The sequence below is a fragment of the Bacillus sp. 491mf genome, assembly GCF_900112415.1.
GTDB lineage: Bacteria > Bacillota > Bacilli > Bacillales > Bacillaceae_G > Bacillus_A.
In genome coordinates this window covers 25178-48162 of sequence record NZ_FOLV01000028.1, presented here as the reverse complement: position 1 = coordinate 48162, position 22985 = coordinate 25178, and the positions used below count along the sequence as shown (strand labels likewise).

At 34.8% G+C, this 22985-nt stretch carries 20 protein-coding genes and 1 pseudogene; 20 read left to right on the top strand and 1 reads right to left on the bottom strand.

The annotated features are described in order from the left end of the window. The first annotated feature begins 265 nt into the window (after nt 1–265). The 14 genes and pseudogenes from BM211_RS19300 to BM211_RS19235 form a co-directional block, all read left to right on the top strand. Nucleotides 266–1876, top strand: a complete 1611-nt coding sequence (locus tag BM211_RS19300; protein WP_081904784.1) for a long-chain fatty acid--CoA ligase — start codon at nt 266–268, stop codon at nt 1874–1876. Nucleotides 1877–2040: 164 nt separating this feature from the next. After that, nucleotides 2041–4266: a hypothetical protein gene (locus tag BM211_RS19295; protein WP_090999013.1), complete on the top strand. Its 2226-nt coding sequence runs from the start codon at nt 2041–2043 to the stop codon at nt 4264–4266. A gap of 126 nt (nt 4267–4392) precedes the next feature. Next, on the top strand, nt 4393–5400 hold the full coding sequence (locus tag BM211_RS19290; RefSeq protein ID WP_035430598.1) for a LytTR family transcriptional regulator DNA-binding domain-containing protein: 1008 nt from the start codon (nt 4393–4395) through the stop codon (nt 5398–5400). Between the two features lie 189 nt (nt 5401–5589). Further along, nucleotides 5590–6432 carry an ABC transporter ATP-binding protein gene (locus BM211_RS19285; RefSeq protein ID WP_035430597.1) on the top strand — a complete coding sequence of 281 codons (843 nt, stop codon included), beginning with the start codon at nt 5590–5592 and terminating at the stop codon, nt 6430–6432. Further along, nucleotides 6432–7139, top strand: a complete 708-nt coding sequence (locus BM211_RS19280; protein WP_035430596.1) for an ABC transporter permease — start codon at nt 6432–6434, stop codon at nt 7137–7139. The genes BM211_RS19285 and BM211_RS19280 overlap by 1 nt, the downstream gene beginning before the upstream one ends. 160 nt (nt 7140–7299) lie before the next feature. Next, nucleotides 7300–8226 (top strand): stage II sporulation protein SpoIIQ, encoded by a 927-nt coding sequence (locus BM211_RS19275; RefSeq protein WP_090999011.1) that lies wholly within the window; start codon nt 7300–7302, stop codon nt 8224–8226. Between the two features lie 140 nt (nt 8227–8366). After that, on the top strand, nt 8367–8501 hold the full coding sequence (locus BM211_RS19270; RefSeq protein ID WP_035430594.1) for a hypothetical protein: 135 nt from the start codon (nt 8367–8369) through the stop codon (nt 8499–8501). Nucleotides 8502–8826: 325 nt separating this feature from the next. Beyond that, the gene (gene spoIIID / locus BM211_RS19265) at nt 8827–9099 is read left to right on the top strand and encodes a sporulation transcriptional regulator SpoIIID (protein ID WP_020061467.1); all 273 of its coding nucleotides are present in this window, start codon (nt 8827–8829) and stop codon (nt 9097–9099) included. Nucleotides 9100–9259: 160 nt separating this feature from the next. Further along, complete coding sequence (locus BM211_RS19260) at nt 9260–10261, top strand: rod shape-determining protein (protein WP_035430593.1); 1002 nt, start codon at nt 9260–9262, stop codon at nt 10259–10261. A 202-nt stretch (nt 10262–10463) separates the two neighbouring features. Next, nucleotides 10464–10670 (top strand): hypothetical protein, encoded by a 207-nt coding sequence (locus tag BM211_RS19255; RefSeq protein WP_051957223.1) that lies wholly within the window; start codon nt 10464–10466, stop codon nt 10668–10670. A gap of 21 nt (nt 10671–10691) precedes the next feature. Beyond that, nucleotides 10692–11039: a hypothetical protein gene (locus tag BM211_RS19250; RefSeq protein ID WP_090999008.1), complete on the top strand. Its 348-nt coding sequence runs from the start codon at nt 10692–10694 to the stop codon at nt 11037–11039. Between the two features lie 505 nt (nt 11040–11544). Continuing rightward, nucleotides 11545–11979, top strand: a complete 435-nt coding sequence (gene fabZ / locus BM211_RS19245) for a 3-hydroxyacyl-ACP dehydratase FabZ (protein WP_035430592.1) — start codon at nt 11545–11547, stop codon at nt 11977–11979. Nucleotides 11980–12318: 339 nt separating this feature from the next. Beyond that, nucleotides 12319–13200 (top strand): UTP--glucose-1-phosphate uridylyltransferase GalU, encoded by an 882-nt coding sequence (gene galU, locus BM211_RS19240; RefSeq protein WP_035430681.1) that lies wholly within the window; start codon nt 12319–12321, stop codon nt 13198–13200. A gap of 7 nt (nt 13201–13207) precedes the next feature. Further along, nucleotides 13208–13309: pseudogene (locus BM211_RS19235) on the top strand (WecB/TagA/CpsF family glycosyltransferase); the annotation flags it as partial. Between the two features lie 195 nt (nt 13310–13504). On the opposite strand, the gene BM211_RS19230 reads toward BM211_RS19235, so the two are convergent. Beyond that, nucleotides 13505–14494 carry an LCP family protein gene (locus tag BM211_RS19230; protein WP_035430591.1) on the bottom strand — a complete coding sequence of 330 codons (990 nt, stop codon included), beginning with the start codon at nt 14492–14494 and terminating at the stop codon, nt 13505–13507. 337 nt (nt 14495–14831) lie between these two features. Between BM211_RS19230 and BM211_RS19225 the strand changes: the two genes are divergently transcribed. The 6 genes from BM211_RS19225 (at nt 14832) to BM211_RS19200 (ending at nt 22985) form a co-directional block, all read left to right on the top strand. Next, nucleotides 14832–15749, top strand: coding sequence for a polyisoprenyl-teichoic acid--peptidoglycan teichoic acid transferase TagU (locus tag BM211_RS19225; RefSeq protein WP_035430590.1), 918 nt, complete (start codon nt 14832–14834; stop codon nt 15747–15749). A 613-nt stretch (nt 15750–16362) separates the two neighbouring features. After that, nucleotides 16363–16758 (top strand): glycerol-3-phosphate cytidylyltransferase, encoded by a 396-nt coding sequence (gene tagD, locus BM211_RS19220; RefSeq protein ID WP_035430589.1) that lies wholly within the window; start codon nt 16363–16365, stop codon nt 16756–16758. Between the two features lie 6 nt (nt 16759–16764). Then, a complete protein-coding gene (locus tag BM211_RS19215) occupies nt 16765–17934 on the top strand; it encodes a CDP-glycerol glycerophosphotransferase family protein (RefSeq protein WP_090999006.1) in 1170 nt (389 codons plus the stop codon). A 177-nt stretch (nt 17935–18111) separates the two neighbouring features. Next, the gene (locus BM211_RS19210; RefSeq protein ID WP_090999015.1) at nt 18112–20619 is read left to right on the top strand and encodes a glycosyltransferase; all 2508 of its coding nucleotides are present in this window, start codon (nt 18112–18114) and stop codon (nt 20617–20619) included. Nucleotides 20620–20717: 98 nt separating this feature from the next. Beyond that, entirely contained in the window at nt 20718–21725 is a 1008-nt protein-coding gene (locus tag BM211_RS19205) for an NAD(P)H-dependent glycerol-3-phosphate dehydrogenase (protein WP_035430587.1), read from the top strand. A gap of 60 nt (nt 21726–21785) precedes the next feature. Then, on the top strand, nt 21786–22985 hold the full coding sequence (locus BM211_RS19200; protein WP_035430586.1) for a CDP-glycerol glycerophosphotransferase family protein: 1200 nt from the start codon (nt 21786–21788) through the stop codon (nt 22983–22985).

Sequence of the window (22985 nt, the reverse complement as noted above, 5' to 3'; positions counted from 1 at the left end):
ACGGTTAGTTGAACCAATCGGGCTTTTACGGGCAGTTATCCCCCACCTATCTTCTTTGCTTCTCTCTGAATCTTGAGGTGGGGGTCTTACTGCCCGTTAATGCGGGATAAACGGTAGCACAGGTACGAAACATCGTCTTGTATGATGTAACTCCTTGTCAGACTTTGTAGAAAAGGAAAGAAAGGTTGTTAGTTTTTGCCTAGGTTTGTCGTGTTATAATACAGTTATATCTTTAGATATACAATGTTGATAGGGGGAACGAAAGATGATGATGGATGTACCACTTCTCATTCCGGCAATGATGGAACGAGCGGAGAAGTATTTTTCAAAAAAGGAAGTTGTCTCGCGTACGGCATCACGTATTCAAACGTTAACATACGGAGAAATTGCAAGGAGGACAAGAAAACTTGCAAGTGTATTAAAGAAAATGGGGATTGAGGCAGGAGATAAAGTAGGAACAATCGCCTGGAATCATCACCGCCATTTAGAAGCATATTTTGCAATTCCCGGAATCGGAGCGGTATTACATACAATTAATTTACGCCTTTCGGCAGACCACATTTCCTACATTATTAACCACGCCGAAGATAAAATTATTTTGGTGGATGAAGATATGGTTCCTGTATTAGAAAGTATTCAACACGAAATTCCTCATGTGAAAGCATTTATCATTATGACAGATGACGATGCACTACCTCATACAACACTATCACCAGCATATCACTATGAACAACTCCTTGAAGAAGGCGATGAAACATTTCAATTTATAACAGATTTAGATGAGAAAGCACCTGCCGGTATGTGCTATACTTCCGCAACGACAGGGAAACCGAAAGGCGTTGTGTACACGCACCGTAGCATTGCACTCCACAGCTATACGCTTGGGCTTGTCGACGGAGGGGGCATATCAGAAGCAGACACTTGTATGCCTGTTGTTCCGATGTTCCATGTCAATGCATGGGGACTCCCATTCGCAAGTACGTGGTTTGGTACAAAGCTCGTCTTACCAGGACCACACTTTACTCCGAAAATTTTAGCAGAGCTAATTGAACGTGAGAAAGTAACGATTAGTGCCGGTGTTCCAACAATTTGGATTGGCTTACTGCAAGAGCTTGAAAAGTACCCGTATGATATTAGCAGTGTTCGGACGATATGGTCAGGTGGATCAGCAGCACCAAAAGGTATGGTTCGTACTTATGAAGAAAAATATGAAATTGCGTTCAGACAAATCTACGGCATGACGGAAACAAGTCCGGCCGTTGTCATTAATTGTCCGAAGTCGTATCAACGTGATTTACCGAAAGAAGAGTACTATGAGCTACGCTCCCGCCAAGGCTATTTACTCCCAGGCCTTGAAATGAAGGTAATTGGTCAAGAGGGTGAAATAAAATGGGACGGTGAAGAAATGGGAGAGCTTTGCCTCCGCGGGCCATGGATTGCCGGCAGTTATTATCATGATGAACGTACTGAAGAGTCGATGAAAGATGGCTGGCTGCACACTGGCGATATCGTAACAGTGGACCCGGAAGGTTTTATTAAAATTGCTGATCGCACGAAAGATTTGATTAAAAGCGGCGGCGAATGGATTTCCTCCGTTGATTTAGAAAATGCATTAATGACACACGAAAAAGTATTAGAGGCATCTGTCGTTGCTGTTCCGCACGAAAAATGGCAAGAGCGTCCTGTCGCATGTGTCGTTTTAAAAGAAGGAGAAATGGCCAGTCAAGAAGAGCTATATGATCTATTAGAAAGCCAATTTCCAAAATGGTGGATGCCCGACGATATTTTATTTGTCGAGGAAATTCCGAAAACATCTGTCGGGAAGTTTTTGAAACGAGCGCTTCGCGATCAGTTGAAGAGTTATATGGTGAAGTAGGAAGACAAAATGAACGAGTGAGAGCATAGCGCGGTGGTGCTATGCTTTTTTATGTGCAAATAAGTGATATGTATATATTATAAAATATAGTAATTGAAAAAAGTGTTAAATTGTAATATTCTGAAATTGTAATGATATATAAAAAAAGGGGAGAAAGTAAGAAAATGGTAAAGTGGCGTAATAAAATAGCTTTTTTAACAGCATTTATTTTTATTTTTATGAACTTATTTATGGAAGCACCTGTTTTTGCAGACATGCAAAATGCAACATCTATTGCTCTGAATCAGGACTATACAGGTAGTGTAAAGAATGGAGCGCAGCATTATACGTTTAAATTATCGAAAGATGGAAAAGTGAAAGTTTCGATGAATAAGCATAAAACGAGTAGTTGGTATGTGGATGTCATGAATGCGAAAGGGAATAGTTTGAAAAGCTTTAAAACGGAGTATGGAGCGAATGTAAGTGGTAATGAAGAAAGAGAGATTGGCCTGCCAGCAGGAACGTATTATATAAAAATAAAGAGTGGTCAAAATGGTTATGCTAACAATTATAAATTTAGGGTGAACTTTACAGCGAGTGATGTGTATGAAAAAGAATTCAATAATACACAGCAAACGGCAAATAAAATTCAATTAAATACAGTATATAAAGGGGCATTACAAGAATCTTGGGATCATGATTATTATACGTTTACGCTTCCATCTGATGGAAATGTAACATTTTCAATGAAAAAGAGCAAAACAGCGAGTTGGTATGTCTATATTACAGATAGCAAGGGGAACTCTTACAAATATTTCACAACAGGAAATGGTGCAAATGCTAATGGCAATGAAGAAAGACAAATTGGTTTGCCAAAAGGAACATATTATGTAGAGATACAAGATAATCAAAAAGCGATGGATATTCCGTATGAACTTCAAATGAAATTTCAAGCGAGTAACTATTTTGAAAAAGAATTCAATGACAGCTTTGCGCAAGCTAATTCTATTGAATTAAATAAAAATTATAGAGGATCGTCGAGAAATGGTCTCGATAGTGATTATTATTCATTTTCAATTGATGCAACAAAAGTAATCCATATAAAAATGGAAAGATCTAAAGAAAGTTCTTGGGATGTAACGCTTTATGATGCCAAACAAAAGTATATGAGTAGCTTCTCAACTGAATATGGAACAAAAGGAGTTGGAAGTGAAGAACGTACATATACGTTAACAAAAGGGAAATATTACATTACAGTATTTAATGGGAAGGGTGCGGTGGAGAAGCCGTATCAATTTAGCGTTTTAGATCGTTCCCCGCAATTAACAGAAAAACAAATACAAGTGAATAACTATAAAGGGAAAGACGATGTTGTTACAGTAAGTGGTGTGAAAGTAAACGATGTTATAAAGGTGTACGATCAAGCAACGGGTGGTAAATTGTTAGGAACGGCTAAAGTAACAAAAGGAACACAGGTGAGTATGAATATAAAGCAACTTGGACCGAAAGCTGGTAAAGTGTATGTTTCTTTAACACAACCAGGAATGGGAGAAGGTGTGCGTACAGCTGGTAGTTTTGCTGGTGAACCAACAAATGCATTACAGGCGAGCCAAGTGAAAGTTGTAAATAATAAAGGGAAAGCTGATGTTATTACAGTAAGTAATGTGAAACAAGGCAGTGTTGTAAAAGTATATGATCAAGCAACAGGCGGAAAAGTATTAGGGACAATGGCAGTAAAAAGTGGAACACAAGCTGTTATAAATATGAATCAAATTGGAGAAAAAGCAAGTAGTGTGTATGTAACATTAACAGAACCTGGTTTATTAGAAAGTGCACGAGCATCATATAAATTCGCAGGCGAACCAACAAATGCACTACAAGCAAGTCAGGTGAAAGTTGCTAACAACAAAGGGAAAGCCGATGTTATCACGGTAAGTGGTTTACAAGTAAACGACGTTGTAAAAGTATATAACAAAGCAACAGGCGGAAAATTATTAGGAACAGTAAAAGTTACAAAAGGCACACAAGCGGTAGTGAGTGTACAGCAGTTAGGTGAGAAGGCAGGAGCGACATATGTGACTGTTACAAAGCCTGGTATGAGTGAAAGTACTCGAACGGCGTATAAGTTTGCGGGAGAAATATCGAACTCATTGCAAGTAAGCCAAGTGAAAATTACAAATAATAAAGGAAAAGCAGATCGCGTAGCAGTAAGCGGGATTGTTAAAGGTGATATAGTGCGTGTGTATGATGCAAACAGTAAGCTTTTGGTCACTTCTCCGCAGGCAACAGGGACTACTGTTACAGCAGATGTGAAACAATTAGGAACAAAAGCAGGTTATGTTTATGTTTCTGTAACGCGTGCAGGAATGAAAGAAAGCACAAAAGTGAAAGTAGCTTATAAAGCAGAATAAAGATTGTATGAACAAGCCAACGTCCTGTTATCATCAGGTTGTTGGCTTGTTTTTTGAATAAGTATCATAATTTTCCAGCATTTGTTTGTTATAATAAATAGAAAAAAATAGCATGGGGGAAAAAATATGGCGCTACTTGAGCTAAAACAATTGGGGAAGACAAATCAATTACCAACGATTCAGCTCAAACTCGAAAAAGGTCAATGCGTTGTGCTGCAATGTAATAACCATACTGCTAAAGTTTTGCACCGCATTATCATTGGAGAGGAAGAGGCATCGACAGGAAGTGTGTTATTTGCGGGGAAGCCTATTCAAAAACAAGTGTATGCACGTATTGGTTTTTGTTTTTTAAAAGATGAGGCATATGATCGCTTGGAAGTGAAGGAATATTTCGCATTTTTATCTGGATTGTATGAATCTAGTATGAATATAGAAGAAGTCTTTCAGCATGTTGGTTTACTTGATAAGAAAAATGTCCAAATAAGGAATTTGTCATTTTCAGAGAAACGTCGTCTTCATATTGGACGAGTCATGATTCATAACCCAGATCTCATTATATTTGAAGAACCGGAACAAAACGTAGATATGGAGAGTACGATCATTATTCGAAAGGCAATTATGAAATTAAAAGAACAAGGAAAAGCGATCTTTATCACGTCTGCCTTTCTTTCGGATGCTTTATCGTTAACGGAGGACGTGTATGTATTGCATCAAGATGGCGTAAAAAAAGTGGAAATTGAACAAGAAGAACAGGTAGAAGCGGAAGATGAAAAGGTAATCGAAATGATTCCGCAAATGAAATTAGAACGAATCCCGGCAAAAGTAAACGATAAAATCATTTTAATAGATCCAATGGAAATTCAATTTATTGAAACGCAAAATGGGACGACACATATTCATGTGCGTGATGGTGATTTCATTTGTGCGCTTACATTAAGTCAATTAGAGGAACGACTAAAAGGGTTCGGATTTTTCAGGTGTCACCGCTCTTATCTCGTGAATTTACAGCGTGTAAGAGAAGTGATTACATGGACGCGAAATAGTTATAGTTTAATCCTCGATGATGAACGCAAAACATCGATTCCACTTTCAAAGGGAAGGATGGATGAATTAAAAGGTGTAATCGGACTGTAAATGTATGTTGCGTTAACCCTAGTATTACTTCATTCGCCTCTTATCGTGTTTCAATGAGTTAAAACTATGCTCCATTCACCGGTAAAAATACTCCTTTTACCGGTATTTTACTGCATAGCCTCTTTGTTTTTCATATGATTGACTCAAGAAAAGTGAAACGAACAAACGAAAAGCAAAGGGGATGACGAAATGACATTAGCAATTGAAATGAAAGATGTAATGAAAACATTCGACAGCAAAACAGCGCTTCGTAATGTAAATATTGAAGTGAAGCAAGGAGAAATCTTCGGGTTTCTTGGTCCAAGTGGATCTGGAAAAACAACAACTGTAAAAATTTTAACTGCGCAGTTGCTTCATAGTGTAGGAACGGTGAAAGTGTTAGGCCAAGATATTACAGGATCAGGAAGCATTGATTATAAACGAGTTGGTATTTTAACAGATAATAGCGGTCTATATGAAAGACTTAGCATTTATGATAACTTACTATTATTTTGTGACTTATACGACTGTAAAAAAGAGCGAATTGATGAAGTGTTAGCAGAAGTGAACTTATTAGATGATAAAAAGACACAAGTAAAAAAGCTGTCAAAAGGAATGAAACAACGGGTAGTGCTAGCGAGGGCGATTCTTCACAAGCCAGATATTCTCTTCTTAGATGAACCAACATCAGCGCTTGATCCGGTAAATGTTCAAAACATTCATAACATCTTAAGGGATTTAAATAAAGAAGGAACAACAATTTTCTTAACAACGCACAATATGGATGAGGCAGAAACACTTTGCAACCGCATTGCGTTCTTATGCGGGGGAGAAATTGTTGCACTTGATACGCCAGAAAATCTCCGTTTACAATACGCAAAAGACAAAATTGAAGTTGTGTTAAAAGATAAGAAAAAAGAAACAGTGCAAAAAGATGAATTAGGAGCAAAACGTATTTCAGAATGGATGAAAAAAGGGGAGTTACTATCGATTCATTCTTATGAGCCGACGCTCGGGGATATTTTCATTGAAGTAACTGGGAGGGGATTATGATGACATTTTCTATGAAGAGGTTTTCGGCGATTTTACGGAAAGAGATGCAAGATTTAAAAACGAATGCACAAGTATTATTAATGGCGATTTTACCGCTTGGTCTAGCGCTTTTTTACAAACAAATGGGGGGCGGAAAAGAGTTTTTAGCGGGAATTGTAATTGTTATGGTATTGAGTATGGTGACAACAATTACACAAGCGACCCTGATTGCAGAAGAAAAAGAAAAACATACTCTTCGCGTTATGATGCTATCACCAGCTTCTCCTATAGAAGTTATTTTAGGAAAGTCTTTACCAATTATGGTCTTATCGATTCTTTTAAGTATAATAAGCTTATTTGTGTTAGATACGTTAAAGGGAAATATCTTTTTATTAATGATCATTATCTTATTGGGAGTACTGCTATTTATTATCATAGGGACAATGATTGGTCTTTTAGCTAAAAACCTAGTGCAAGTTTCTATACTTGGCACACCGATTATGATGATCTTTTTTGCAGGGCCTTTACTACACCTCTTTGTAAAGAATGAAATCGCAAAAAAAATCCTTTATTATGTACCGACAAATCATATTTTTAATGCAATTACAGATGCATTAGAAGGAAAAGGTTTCTCTTCATTAAGTGGAAATCTAATGAATATTTCTATATGGGTTTTCATTACATTTATTCTGTTTCTCTTCGTCTACAAAAAGAAACAACTAGACTAAAAACTGAGCATTTTGGCTCAGTTTTTTCTTTTTTTATCATTTCCTCGGAAATTTTGTAATTCTGATGCATATTTTTACAAATTTTGTCGAAAAGTAATTAGTTATAGATTGTATAGGATGGATGAATCTTGTTCAAAATGATTGCTGAGGTGATGATAGAATGAGAGAGAGGGAAAACAAGAAGTCTTCTCGAAAAGTAGTTCATTTGTTTCAAAAGCGTTGGGTATTCCCGACACTATACATTGTGTGTGCAGCAGTCATTTTAACGGTTGCATTATGGTATCAGGCAACGAATACGAAAAAGATGCCTGAGAAGAATGAAGCGAAGCAGCAAAGTCAAAGTGAAAATCCAACAGTGCCAGTAATCAAATCTTCAGAAGTTGTGAAGATGCCAACTGCAAATGGTGCAGAAGTTGTTGTAAAGAAGAAGTTTTACGAAGATAAGGCAGCAGCTGAAGAGCAAGAACAAGCACTTGTTTTTTATAACAACACATACTCTGCGAATACAGGAATCGATATCGCAGCGAAAAATGGAAAAGAGTTTGATGTAACAGCGGCAATAAGCGGAACAGTTACAAAAGCGGAAAAAGATCCACTTCTTGGCTATGTTGTAACGGTTGACAGCGGCAATGGTATTAAAACGTTTTACCAAAGCTTAGGAAATGCAAAAGTGGAAAAAGGCGCGAAAATTAATCAAGGTGAAGTGTTAGGGAAAGCAGGATTAAGCGAAGTGAATAAAGATGCAGGATATCATGTTCATTTCGAAGTTCGTAAAGATAATGTTGCTGTAAATCCAGAAAGTTACTTTGACAAATCGATTGCGGATATTAAAGTTGAAAAGCAAGAAAAGAAAAAAGAAGAGAAATCAACAAGCGGTCAGGCTGATGATAAGCAAAAAGAAGAAAAATCAACAAACAGCCCAGCTGACGATAAGCAAAAAGAAGAGAAATCAACAAACGGCTCAGCTGACGATAAGCAAAAAGAAGAGAAATCAACAAACAGCTCAGCTGATGACAAGAAAAAAGAAGAAAAATCAACAAATGGTTCAACAGAGAACGAAACAACATCTCCTGAACAAGCTGAGTAATGTACAAAACCATCAACTCTCTATACGAGGATTGATGGTTTTATTCCTATATAAAAATAAAACGTTTTTAAAAACATTGTAACGGCAAGGAAATTGGACAGAATTCTCGAATATATATTACTAAGAAGGAGGGGATTGGTTTGTCGTTATTATTTGTTGTGTCAATTGCAATTATTTTATTATTTGTTTTATTTTCCTTATATTATTTGATTACCAGTAAGAAAGAAGTCCCCCATCAAAGCCTTTTGGAAGAAGAATTTGATCGAGAAGAATGACGCCTTTTAGAAGGCGTCATTTTTTTTGTTTCGGTTTTGTCTTAAACGGAAAACTTTCATTTTTCACCGATTTCTCAAAAAAAAATGTAATTTTTGTCACCATAGTCCGCAAAAATAGAGAACTTGTAGCATATAAATACAATGCGAGCAATACAATGGTTATAAACCAAAGCAAAGAGAGTGTTTGAGGTGAGAAATCGTGGATCATTTCATTATAAATCCTAGAAAGTGTAGCGCTTACAAACAGCACTCGAACTTACAGCTTAGTCACATGCAGCGAGTCTCATTTCACCCTTCTCACATCCAATTTAGGGAGGCGAGTGGTGTGCACGATTACATCAAAGAGAGAACAATCAAGATTGGTAAGTATATCGTGGAGACAAGAAAAACAGTTCGTGTTATTGCGAAGGAATTTGGGGTGTCAAAAAGTACTGTGCATAAAGATTTAACAGAACGTTTACCAGAAATTAATCCAGAGCTCGCAAATGAAGTGAAAGAAATTCTTGATTATCATAAGTCAATCCGTCATCTCCGGGGCGGCGAAGCGACGAAACAAAAGTATCAAAAAGAGGATACAGAAAAAATCGTGCGTCAATAATCGGCTATTAAGCAAACATTCCAAAGAAAAGTAACTTTTTTTTCAGCATAATTCATTTCTTCAATATTACGTTTCAGAAAAGATTATGATAAAATTAGGAATTAGGTGCAAAAGAATTCGGGTTTAGCCTGATTTGGATATTGAGGAGGAAGACACAGGAATGTTTGCGAGAGATATTGGAATTGACCTTGGCACGGCCAACGTATTAATTCATGTAAAAGGTAAAGGGATTGTATTAAATGAACCGTCTGTTGTGGCAATTGACCGCAATACAGGAAAAGTATTAGCGGTAGGAGAAGAAGCAAGACGTATGGTAGGGCGTACACCTGGAAACATTGTAGCGATTCGTCCGCTTAAAGATGGTGTAATTGCTGACTTCGAAATTACAGAAGCGATGTTAAAACATTTTATCAACAAACTTGACGTAAAAGGCTTTTTATCAAAACCTCGCATTTTAATTTGCTGTCCAACAAACATCACGTCTGTAGAACAAAAAGCAATTCGTGAAGCCGCTGAAAGATCTGGCGGTAAGAAAGTATACTTAGAAGAAGAACCAAAAGTAGCTGCTGTTGGTGCTGGAATGGAAATCTTCCAACCAAGCGGAAATATGGTTGTTGATATTGGCGGAGGTACAACGGATATTGCGGTACTTTCTATGGGCGATATCGTTACCTCCTCTTCCATTAAAATGGCGGGCGATAAGTTTGATATGGAGATCTTAAGCTATATTAAACGTAAGTATAAGCTATTAATTGGGGAACGTACAGCAGAAGATATTAAAATTAAAGTGGGTACAGTGTTCCCAGGTGCACGTAGTGAAGAACTTGAAATTCGCGGTCGTGACATGGTAACTGGTTTACCTCGCACAATTACAGTAGGCTCTGAAGAAATTACAGAGGCATTAAAAGAAAACGCAGCTGTCATTGTACAAGCTGCAAAAGGTGTATTAGAACGTACACCACCAGAATTATCTGCTGATATTATTGACCGCGGCGTTATTTTAACAGGCGGCGGTGCATTATTACACGGTATTGACATGCTTCTTGCAGAAGAGTTAAAAGTACCTGTATTAATTGCGGAAAATCCAATGCACTGCGTAGCGGTTGGAACAGGAGTTATGTTAGAGAATATTGATAAATTACCACGCCGCGCTTTGCGATAAGAGAATAAGTATAAAATGTAAAAAGCCGAAAGAAAGCAATTTTCTTTCGGCTTTTTGTGTAGTGAAAATATGATAAGAAAAATTCCGCTGTATAGATAAGCGAGAACAACCCTATTTGTACATAGAATAATGAATAGGAATTTATATATAATCATAACATCATGATGTGGATATGTTTGTAATAATGGGCTGATGGGGGGGAATGATTAAGGTTGCTGTATTAGGGAGTTGTGTTTCAAGAGATAATTTTAATTCCGCATTTGTCCTTGATTATGATGATTATGCCACTTGCGTTGTTCATCAAAATCAAATATCAATGATTTCACTTAATTCAAAGCCCATTCCTTATGACGAGAAATTAATAGATAATTTACCCCCTTTTGAGACAAACCATTTCACTACGGAATGAAATAAAAGTTTCTTTAGTGAAATGATAAAACACCAACCAGACTACTTAATCATAGATTTTTATGGTGATTTGCATTACGGTGTACAGCAAATAGTGGAAAGTTATATAACCAATAAGAAATGGTTATTTCAAAAGACATCTCAATATCAAATTTTAGATAAAGGAATGGAAATGCTGCTGTTTTATGTTCACTATGAAATGCCTTTCTATCAAGATTTTTCACGTAAATTCTTAAATATTGTGTTAGCTGACACAAGAAGAGAATTAGAAGCTGCGAAACGAAAAATTGAGATTGCTGGAAGCGGAAAAGGCGGAAAGATAAAAAAGTATTTCCTATATATCATAAAAATGTTATATTTTAACAAATGAATTTCTTTTAGATTTGCCTCGCACAATTACAGAGGTATTGTTATTGTACAAGCTACAAAAGGCGTTAGGTAAACATTCTAACGCTTTTTTAATTTATATATTTGACTATCTATCTTTAAAAATATAACGATTCTACAAAAAGTAGAGATAAATAAAGAAAAAGAGAGAAAATTCGGTTTAAATCGAAAAAAATGTAGAAATTTGTCGTTTTTATATTAGAAATAATTGTATTATAATGAACTCGAATACGACAAATGGGGTGAATATGCCCTTTGGTATATTGACTTCCCCTAAACTGGGCATACGCTTTTTCTACCTCCATGTAAATTGTACTTATGTTTGTTATACCAAAACTTGTAGAGAAGAAAGAGTGTGTGCATTTTTTTGAAATAACACGAAGCAGAAAAGTCTGCTTCGTTTTTTTGTAATGACAAATAATAAACAAAGTGGGATAATATATATAACCTAGTACTAAGACTAATATCTAAAAAAGGAGCGAGATAGGATGTTAAATATAGAGCAAATTAAAGAAATTATTCCGCATCGCTATCCATTTCTACTTGTTGATCAAGTTCTTGAAGTAGAAGAAGGAAAACGTGCGGTCGGTATTAAAAACGTTTCTGCAAATGAAGAATACTTTAACGGTCACTTCCCTGATTACGCAGTAATGCCTGGTGTACTTATTGTAGAAGCATTAGCACAAGTTGGGGCAATTGCTGTTTTAAAGAAAGAAGAAAACCGCGGACGTCTTGCTTTCTTTGCGGGCATTGACAACTGCCGTTTCAAAAGACAAGTACGCCCAGGTGATCAACTTCGTTTAGAAGTAGAAATGACACGTGTACGCGGCCCGATTGGCAAAGGAAAAGCAGTTGCAACTGTAAATGGTGAAGTCGCATGTGAAGCAGAAATTACATTTGCGCTTGGAGATAAGAAAGAGTAAAACCGTCATGATGATGACGGTTTTTTTAGTTGTTGCAATTCAATGCTAAGGTACGATACAGTGGAAAAACGGAAAAAGAGCAAGCGCTAAAGAAAAAAATGTATTACAACATTACTCGGTGTTTTGTGGAAAATTTATGGAATTACATTGTCAGATTTAATAGGATTTTGTAATATTAAGTTAGGGTTTTTTTTAGTTGCAAAATAATAAGTACAACGAGAGACAATAGCATAAAGGTTTTTATAAAAATCTTATGTTTTTTTGTGCTTAGGGGTCTTATGATTTGAATATTATTATAGATAAATAAAATAGAGAATGGTTAAGTTAGGGGGATTTATGTTGAAACAAGTAAAAAAAGCAATTATTCCAGCAGCTGGACTGGGAACAAGATTCTTACCAGCAACGAAAGCAATGCCAAAGGAAATGCTACCAATTGTCGACAAACCAACAATTCAATACATCGTAGAAGAAGCAATTGAATCTGGCATTGAAGACATCATTATCGTAACAGGAAAAGGAAAACGTGCAATTGAAGATCATTTCGATCATTCCTTTGAACTAGAAGAAAATTTACTATCAAAAGGTAAATATGAAATTTTAGAAAAAGTACAAGAATCTTCAAAGATTAACATACATTACATACGTCAAAAAGAACCAAAGGGGTTAGGACACGCAGTATGGTGTGCTCGTAAATTTATCGGCAACGAACCATTTGCGGTATTACTTGGTGATGACATTGTACAAGCAGAAACACCATGCTTACGTCAGCTAATCAATGAGTGCGAAGCAACAAGCGCTTCTGTCATCGGTGTCCAAACAGTACCAGACAACGAAACACATCGCTACGGCATTATCGACCCAACTACGCAAAATGGCCGCCGCTACCAAGTGCGTAAATTTGTAGAAAAACCAGCACAAGGAACAGCGCCATCAAACTTAGCAATTATGGGCCGTTACGTATTAACACCAGAAATCTTCATGTTCCTAGAAGACCAGCAAACAGGTGCAGGCGGAGAAATTCAATTAACGGATGCAATTCAACGCTTAAATGAAATTCAAAGAGTATTTGCTTACGACTTTGAAGGAACACGCTATGATGTTGGAGAGAAATTTGGCTTTATTAAAACGACAATTGAAATGGCACTTCAGCATGATGAGCTAAAAGAAGAGTTGATGAAATATATAAATGAATTGGTGCAGAAAGAAAATATTTATGTATAAAAAGTAAGGTAGAAGTTTTGATGTAGTGGTCGGTGTGACAAAAAGGGCATCGATTTGGATGCAAAAGTTAGGATTAGAATGGTTTTATAGGTTTGCTCAAGAACCTAAGTGAATGTGGGAATATAGATTTAATAAGTAAACATATAAAGTGGAAGATACACAAGGCTACATTAGATATGATAAGAAACAAATAGATTCTTATGCAATTAAAATCCCTTACATAAGAAGGGTTACCAAACAAGTAGAGAGAAAAATATAAAGGACCACGATATACAAAATCGTGGTCCTTTATATTTTCTACTATTTACTTCGTAAAGTACTGTGAAACAACTTGCTTTATTTGTTCCTTGTCCATTATTAATTGATCGTTATTATTCTTTAAAATATCATCATACATGGACTTAAATTCGCCGCTAATTTGATGATATTGCAATTGTTTTGCAGGATTAAAGTCTTTTACAGCCATTCCCAAGCTTAGCATATCTGTTGTCGTCATATTGGATGAGATTAAGAAGTTTGGAATTTGTTTAACAAAATCTGGTAGTTTCGTTATGTTTGAAGGTTGCAGTGTTTTCTTTGCAATCCCTACTAATGCTTCCTCTTGTAACCTTTGGCGGTCATATTCACCTTTTTTAAGAGAGTAGCGTTCATGTACAAGTTCTGTTACCATTTTGCCATCTACTGAATGTGTGCCGGCGTTTATTACTTTATTTTTATTTTCTGGGTACCAAGGATGTGTAAGTTTCACATCAAACGGTACATTCATTTCAATACCACCAATTGCATCGACCATTCCTTGTAAGCCTTGGTAGTTTGTTTCTACATAGTAGTTAATATTTACCCCCGTTAGTTCGGTAATGGCTTGTATTGCGGCTTCTACACCCTTTTGTTGACCTTCTGTTGCTTGCTTAATATATTGTACGCTCGTCAATTTTGTGTAGCCGTAGCCATCAAGGTGTACGCGTGTATCACGAGGAATACTCATCGCGTGATATTCTTTTTTATTTAGATCCATATGGACAATCATCATAGAATCAGAGTGACCGATTTTTTGGCCTTTTCGCTCATCTGAACCGATTAATAAAATGTTAAAGACACCGTTTTGTATTTTTGTGTCCTGACTTGGATCTGCCTTTTTATTAGAATTAGGATTGGCATTGACTACAGGAACATTTTTGAAATGATTTTCAGGCTGCAGTTGCTTGTAGGCATACACGCCTCCGCCTACAGCAAGGATAATTATTACTAGAAAACTGATCCCTATAATCTTCCATATTTTCTTTCTTTTTTTCATAGGAGCCTCCACTGTGTTCTATTTATTTATAAATAAATTAGTTGAATACATGCTAAATAATTTTACTATATAATATAAGTTTTTTTCTACTTCATTTTCTTGTATTTTGAATTTGTAATATACGTGGAGAAGAATGGGATTCTTTGTATGTAATAAATATAAACATTAAGGATTCAGCAAGGGAAGAAACTCTTTTGGAATAATAAAATCCGTTAGGTGTACAATAAGGAATACTACTGGGAGATTCTATTACGTATAATTTTAAAAATGTAATTTTTTCATGTTATGATAAATATTGTTAACATTCTGTTGATTGGAAGGGAAGAAGGCATAAAAGATGAAAAAGAAAATTTTATTTTGGATTCTGGGCCTTATAGGTCTTCTCTTAGTTGCTGGAGGGGCTTATGCGTATCATATTTATTCTAATGTATCAAATACGTTAGAAGTAGTTCATAAACCATTAGAACGTGAGAAGTCAGAAAAGCGAGAGCGAAAAATAGATGTCGCAGATCAAAAGCCGATTTCGATTTTATTAATGGGTAGTGACCAACGAAAAGATGAGGCTAGTCGTTCGGATTCTTTAATTTTATTTACGTTAAACCCAAAGACAAAGTCGATGAAAATTACGAGTATTCCACGTGATTCATACACAGAAATTATCGGTAAAGGTAAGAAGGACAAAATTAATCATGCTTATGCATTTGGCGGAATTGACATGACTGTGAAAACAGTTGAAAATTTCCTTGATATTCCTGTTGATCACTATATTGAAGTAAACATGGTTGGTTTTAAAGATATTGTAGATGCGGTTGGCGGTGTAGATGTTTATAATGATTTGGACTTTACAATTGAAGGGGTTCATTTTGTAAAGGGAGATTTACATTTAAATGGTGATAAGGCTCTTTTATATGCTCGCATGCGCTACGAAGATCCTCGCGGCGATTTTGGACGTCAAATGCGTCAACGTCAAGTGATTCAAGCGGTAATTAAAAAAGGAGCAAATGTTTCTTCACTTGCGAACTACGGTGATGTATTACAAGCGATTCAAAAGAATGTAAAGACAAGCTTAACGCAAGACCAAATGTTTGATATTCAAAAGAATTATAAAGATTGTATGAAAAACAGTGAAGAAATCCAAATTCCAGGTGATGGTCATAAGGCTGAAGATGGTATTTGGTACTATTTTGTAACAGATCAAACACACAAAGATATCTCTAATAAGCTAAGGGAAAACCTTGAGTTACCGAAGAAATAACCTTTCAAACCCAACTACTCTTACGATGGTTGGATTTATTTTTTTATTGTTTTATATTGATATTATGTAATGCAAGGTTAGTAATGGGATAAAACGCATAAATAAGAAAGTTGCGAAGAAGGTGATACATGCAATACATCTTCTGGTTAATTCTGATATTTAATTAACTTAGTAAAATAATGGTTAGAAAGGTATTATCTATTTTTTTAGGGCATAATTAATGATAGGTTATATCTTAACGATAAAAAAATGACTATTTGGTTTATTGCGATAATTATTATATGCAAAGCCGGTAAAAAAATGTAAAGGAAATGTCGTTTTTTATATTTTTGGGGTTTGAAAAAGGGAATAAACTGTTGGTATATCAAAGATATAAACATTTTCTTTAGTTTAAATATGACAAAAAACGACGGCATTTTACTTTATTTAGTAAAAAGTATGATATAATATTTTTGTTAATTTTAGATGGATTTTATATGAAGTTTATGTAAAATTATTTTTGGTTACATAAATAGAATTGAATTGTGTTAATCAATTATTTACAGGGGCAAGAAAGGCATTTTTATATAAATATTTGTGGAAAAATGTTCAGAGGAAAGGGAGAGACGTAATTTTGAGGAAGGTAATTACATACGGGACGTTTGATTTGTTGCATTGGGGCCATATTAACTTATTGAAAAGAGCAAAAAGCCTAGGTGATTACTTAATTGTGGCGGTATCTTCAGATGAGTTTAATAAATTAAAAAATAAAAAATCTTACCATAGTTATGAAAATCGTAAAATGATTTTAGAAGCAATTCGTTATGTGGATCAAGTAATTCCAGAACAGGATTGGGAACAAAAGGTAAAAGATGTCAAGAAGCATGATGTAGATGTATTTGTTATGGGCGATGATTGGGAAGGGGAATTTGACTTTCTGAGTGATTATTGTGAAGTTGTATATTTACCACGTACAGCGGGGATTTCTACTACAAAAATAAAAAAGGAACTAGTGCTTGTTGCTAGATAAACATAGATGATTAGAGAATTAGTAGTAGATATATACCTTATTATATTTAAATTTTTGCATAGCTTGATGAATCTATTTCCTATGCAAAGAAAAGTTACTTTTATTATGTCTTATGGTGAAAACCACATCTTTATTTATGATGAAATGAAACGCCAAAAAATTGATTATGAAGTCATTTTCTTATATAAACCTACATGTAAATATAAAGTGGATAGCTATTCAAATGTGAAATCTTATACATTTGAATCGAAGAATATCTTTCATATGATTCAATCAGCCTATCACTTGTCTACTTCCCAGTATGTTATTGTTGATAACTATTTTGGGTCTCTTGCAGGAATCAAGTTTAAAAAAGGCGTACAATGTATTCAACTTTGGCATGCAGCAGGTGCTATTAAAAAGTTTGGCATGTTAGCATCTGCCTTTTATAAAAGAAGCCCAAGAGCTCAAAAGCGATTTCTCGATGTTTACGATCATTTTCACAAAATTGTTGTAGGTTCTGATGCATTGGCTAATATCTATAAGGGAGCTTTCGGGTTGTCGGATGATAGGATATTAAAAACAGGGATTCCGAGAACGGACCTGTTTTTTTATGAACAGTGCAAGAGGGAGATTAAAAACAATATTTTATCAATAAATCCTTCTTTAAAGGGTAAGAAGGTTATTTTGTATGCCCCAACTTTTAGAGATAAAGAGTTGGAAGATTTCGGTTTGCATCTAGATATTGATGCAATGTATCGAGAATTTGGGCATGAATATGTCCTCATAATAAAACTGCACCCAGCTATAAGAAATAAATGTGATTATGAAGGTAAGTATGAAGGTTTTCTATATGATTATTCTTCTTATTCTAATATTAATGATCTATTTTTAGTAACGGATGTATTAATAACAGATTATTCTTCCATCCCATTTGAGTTTTGTTTGTTGAATAAACCAATGATCTTTTTTGCATATGATTTAAAAAAATATGCAAAGAAAAGAGGAATCATTGGTAACTATGCATCTAGTGTTCCAGGACCAATTGTATATAATATGAACGATTTAATTCAAGTATTAAAACAGGCACGGTTCAACATAGAGGACGTAACGAAGTTTTCTTTGAAGTGGAATCAGTATTCGGAAGGCGATGCGAGTGAGAGATTTGTAAATATGGTATTTAAAGGGGAGGAGTGAATCCCTATTACCTTGGTATTTTGAATCATGTAAATTTTAATATGCATGCATTGTTTTTAGTGACGAACTACAATATATGCGAAAGAAAAAAAAGATGTTGTTAGTCATTCCAAATATACTTTATGAATATGTTGAAGAGGAGTTTTAGGATTGCAAATTAGGAAACAAATGAACAGAATGAAAAACCGTATGAACTTTTTAATGGGTCCGATTAAAAAGAAATTAAATGATCCAGGATTTAATCGAGTTCTTAAATATACTGAATTTTATACAAAATCAGTGATAGATGATAAAGTTATCATCTATGAATCTTTCCATGGAAAAGGTATGACGGATAGTCCGTATGCGATTTTCAAGAAACTTATTGATGATGCGGAGTATAAAGATTATAAACATGTTTGGGCTTTAAATGATACGAATAACTTTTATGCAAAACGTTATGAAAATAGAAAAAATGTTAAATTTGTTAAAGTTCATAGTGAGGAATACTTGGAGTATTTAACAAAGGCAAAATATTTAATTAATAACACTACGTTCCCACCTTATTTTCAAAAAAAAGAAGGACAAATTTATGTGAATACGTGGCATGGAACACCTATTAAGACATTAGGAAAAGATATGAAAGGTGAACTGGGCCAACATAAGAATATTCAAAGAAACTTTATGCACTGTGACTATATATTAAATCCTAATAAGTTTACTGCCGATACGATTGTAGATTCCCATGATTTAGAAGGGATATATAATGGTTACATTGTTGACGAAGGATACCCTCGAATTGATCTTACCCTACAAACAAATCCAGAAGAAGTACGGGAGTATTTAAAGCAATTTGTAGAAATTGATGATAAGAAAAAAATTGTTTTATATGCCCCAACTTGGAGAGGCGGAGTAAATCAGGTAAACAATATTAAGGATGAAATTGATAATATTGTAAAAAAACTGCATTCTAAAATGCCTGATGATTATCAATTACTATTAAAGGTTCATACATTGACATACAAGTTTATTAAAGATGATGAAAGTTTACGAGAGATTTGTATACCTGATTGGGTAGATTCTAATGAATTAATGTCAATAGTAGATATTTTGGTGACAGATTACTCTAGTATTTTCTTTGATTATATGGTAACTGGAAAACCAATTATCTTTTTAACGTATGATAAAGAAGCGTATGAAGAGGAGCGAGGATTATACGTTAACCTTGAGGATATGCCAGGTCCGTTATGTTATACAGTAGATGATGTTATTGATAGTATTGTAAATATTGACACTGTAAGAAATGATTATGATTTTAAATACAAAGAAATGTTAAAAGAATATTGTTATCATGATGATGGAAATGCCACAACGAGAGCCATTGATATTATTTTTAAAGAAAAGCATACAAATTATGTATATAAAGTGACAACTGAAAATAAGCAAAATATTTTGATGTACTGCGGTGGATTCTTAAATAATGGAATTACTACATCGGTTATTAACCTTTTAAACAATATAGATTACTCAAAATATAATGTAGTAGTCATTGATAAGGGAAAATATGATGAAGTTTCAGGGTATAATTTCAGTCAAATTAACTCAAACGTTAAAAAGTTTTATCGAGTAGGTAGCTTGAATACAACTTTAAAAGAATCTTATCAACATAATTATCTCATGAAGATGGGATTAAAGAATGAACGAGCTCAGAAGGTTTTACCAAAACAGTTATATAAACGTGAAGTTGCAAGACTATTTGGTAATGCAAAATTTGATATAGCAATTGATTTTAGTGGATATGTTCCATTTTGGGCACTATTGTTTGCATTCGGAGATTTTAAAAAGAAGAGTATTTATCAACATAATGATATGTGGGCAGAATATTCTAAGAAAATTAAAGGTAAATTTAAGCATAAAGCTAATTTGAATATTATTTTCCCACTGTATAAAGAATTTGACAAAATAGTAGCTGTAGCAGAGCATACAAGGAATTTAAATAGAAAGAATTTAAAAGAATATATCACACCAAAGCAAGGTGTTTATGTTCATAATTCTATAGATTATAATAAGGTGCTTAAACAGATTGAAGAAGGCGACATATATAATTATGAAGGTCAAGATTATTTATTGAAAGAAAACATTTCTGTAAATGGTAGACTTGATATTCAAGGAATTGAGATGCCAAAGAAAGAGAACATTAACTTTGTGAATATGGGTAGATTATCCCCTGAAAAGGACCAAAAGAAGCTTATAGAAGCCTTTTCAAAGGTTGCTGAGCTCTATGACAACGTGAGGCTTTATATTATTGGAGATGGAGTTTTAAAAGATGAGCTAGCGAGTTTAGTAAGAGCAAAGAAATTAGAGGACAAAGTCTTCTTTACTGGTCAAATGAAGAATCCGTTCTTGCTTATTAATCAATGTGATTGCTTTATTCTTTCATCTAATCACGAAGGACAACCAATGGTGTTATTAGAAGCATTAATATTGAATAAACCTATTATTGCCACTGACATTGCAGGATCAAGAAGTATCCTAGAAGAGGGTTATGGTGAATTAGTCGAAAATAATGTAGTTGGCTTAGTTATAGGAATGCAGTTTTTCATCTTAAATAAGCTCCATTTTAAAGAGTTTGATTTTAAGGAGTATAATGAGCATGCGCTTGAAATGTTTTACAATGAAGTGTGCGTAATCGAAAATCAAGAATAGTATGTAATGAAGCTAAGTGAATTGTATTTATATCACTTAGCTTCTTGTATAAATGATAAACTTTTTAATGTTGTTAAGGTGGTAAAAGGGGGATTATTTTGAACCAGATTACAGTCATCGGTGCAGGAAGTTGGGGAACAGCATTATCTATGGTTCTAGCAGATAACGGGCATGAAGTAAGAATTTTCGGGAATAAATCAGAACAAATCCGAGAAATTAATGAAAGGCATACGAACGAAGCGTATTTACCTGGCATTCAGCTTCCTGAAATAATAAAAGGATATGAATCTCTGAGTGAAGCAATGGAAGGAATAAATACAGTACTATTAGTTGTTCCTACGAAAGCAATTCGTAGTGTAATGCAACAATTAAAAGATATAGTAAAACAGCCAATTACAATTATTCACGCTAGTAAAGGGATTGAACCTGGCTCATTTAAACGTATTTCAGAAATGATTGAAGAAGAGATGCCGAAAGAATTGCTAGAAAGTGTTGTTGTTCTTTCGGGGCCAAGTCATGCAGAAGAGGTGGGTCTTCGTCATCCTACTACAGTAACTGCTGCGTCATATCATCTACAGGCTGCTGAGAAAACACAAAATTTATTCATGAATACAAATTTTCGTGTATATACAAATCGAGATGTAATCGGTGTTGAATTAGGCGGTGCATTAAAGAATATTATTGCCCTCGGAGCAGGTATTTCAGATGGACTTGGCTATGGGGATAATGCAAAAGCGGCATTAATTTCACGGGGATTAACTGAGATTACACGTTTAGGGTGTGCGATGGGAGCAAATCCACTTACTTTTGCCGGCTTAACAGGTGTTGGAGATTTAATTGTGACCTGTACTAGTGTTCATAGCCGAAATTGGCGCGCTGGAAACTTACTTGGAAAGGGTCATGATTTAGAAGAGGTATTAGAGAATATGGGAATGGTAGTAGAAGGTGTTCGTACAGCCGAGGCAGCGTACTATTTAGCTGAGAAGATGAATATTGAAATGCCAATTGTGGGTGCCATATACAATGTTTTATTTAATGGAAAAAATGCAAAAGAACAAGTAGATGCGTTAATGGGGCGAACAGGAAAAGGTGAAGTGTCACGTTAATGTATCAAATTGAAGTGTAAAGCGAAGAAAAGCGATTAAGTTAGAAGGTGTATTAACGACATGAGCTTTATTAAAAAAATAAAAAATTATCGTATCGTAAAAATTTTATGTAAGGCAATATTTCTGTTCTTTAGTTGTTTACCGCCGAAAAAAAATCTAATCCTATTCGAAAGTTTTTCCGGAAAGCAATATAGTTGTAATCCACGAGCCATGTATGAATATATGCTGCAAAATAATATGGATTTTCAAATGGTATGGAGTGTAAAAAAGGACTGCATAGCGGTGTTTGAGGAAGCAAATATTCCATATGTAAAAAGGTTTTCAATTCGTTGGTTTATATTGCTAGCACGCGCCCGGTATTGGGTAACAAATAGTAGGATGCCGACTTGGTTGCCAAAACCAAAGCACACTACTTATGTGCAAACATGGCACGGTACACCTCTTAAGAAGCTGGCCGGTGATATGAAAGAGGTTCACATGCCAGGTACAACAACAGAAAAGTATAAGCATAATTTTTACCGCGAGGCACAAAACTGGGATTACTTACTTTCTCCTAATGCTTATTCTACAAAGATATTTAAGAGGGCTTTCCAATTTCAAAAAGATGTTGTTGAGGCAGGATATCCTCGAAACGATTTCTTATATGTAAATAATAACTCTAAGGCCATTCATGCATTAAAGAAAAAAAATGGATTACCTGTAGATAAAAAGATTATTTTATATGCACCAACTTGGCGAGATGATCAGTTCTATAGTAAAGGGCGTTATAAGCTAGATTTACAATTAGATTTAGGTCTTTTACAGGAAACGTTAGGCTCAGATTATATTATTTTGTTGAGAATGCATTATTTAGTGGCGGAACAATTTGATTTAGAACAGTATAGTGGGTTTGTATATGACTTTTCTCATTACCGAGACATTAATGAACTGTACTTATTATCTGATTTGTTAATTACAGATTATTCGTCTGTCTTTTTTGACTATGCAAATTTGAAGCGGCCAATTATTTTTTATACATATGATATTGATTCGTATCGTGAAAAACTAAGGGGGCTCTATTTTGATTTAGAGACAGAAGTCCCTGGCCCCGTTGTTGTAAATACAGAAGGAGTACTAGCAGAAATATTAAAATTCGAATTGAACGGTTTAGGTGAGTTTGCAGACAAATATAATACCTTCTATAATAATTATTGTTATTTAGAAGATGGTTTTGCTTCTAAGCGAGTAGTAGAGAAAATATTCTTCGGAGAGGCACAATAA